This window comes from Affinundibacterium seohonense, assembly GCF_014284305.1.
Classification (GTDB): Bacteria; Pseudomonadota; Gammaproteobacteria; order Burkholderiales; family Burkholderiaceae_D; genus Undibacterium; species Undibacterium seohonense.
In genome coordinates this window covers 1-249 of sequence record NZ_JACOFW010000145.1, presented here as the reverse complement: position 1 = coordinate 249, position 249 = coordinate 1, and the positions used below count along the sequence as shown (strand labels likewise).

Below are 249 nucleotides of genomic sequence, written 5' to 3'. Positions count from 1 at the left end.
ATTCATACTCGCGCTTATAGAAGAAGCCATCTTTATGATTGGGGCGACGATAGCCAATCACGCCATAGATATTGCGCTCAACTAAACCTTTGCAAATGTGGGGTGTGAAGTAGCCTGCATCGAGGCCGACTGCGCCAATTTCGAAACCGAAGCGGGTACGCATCCGATCAAGACGATCCAGATAGGGACCACTATCATGGACATTGGCTGGTGTAACGTGGGTATCGGTGATGAGGGAATGGACGCCAT

The 249-nt window shown here is 50.2% G+C and carries 1 protein-coding gene; it reads right to left on the bottom strand.

Going from position 1 to position 249, the window contains the following annotated elements; genetic code table 11:
* Positions 1–249 (bottom strand): transposase (locus H8K52_RS22160; RefSeq protein WP_186924826.1); only part of this gene is annotated, 249 nt, incomplete at both ends.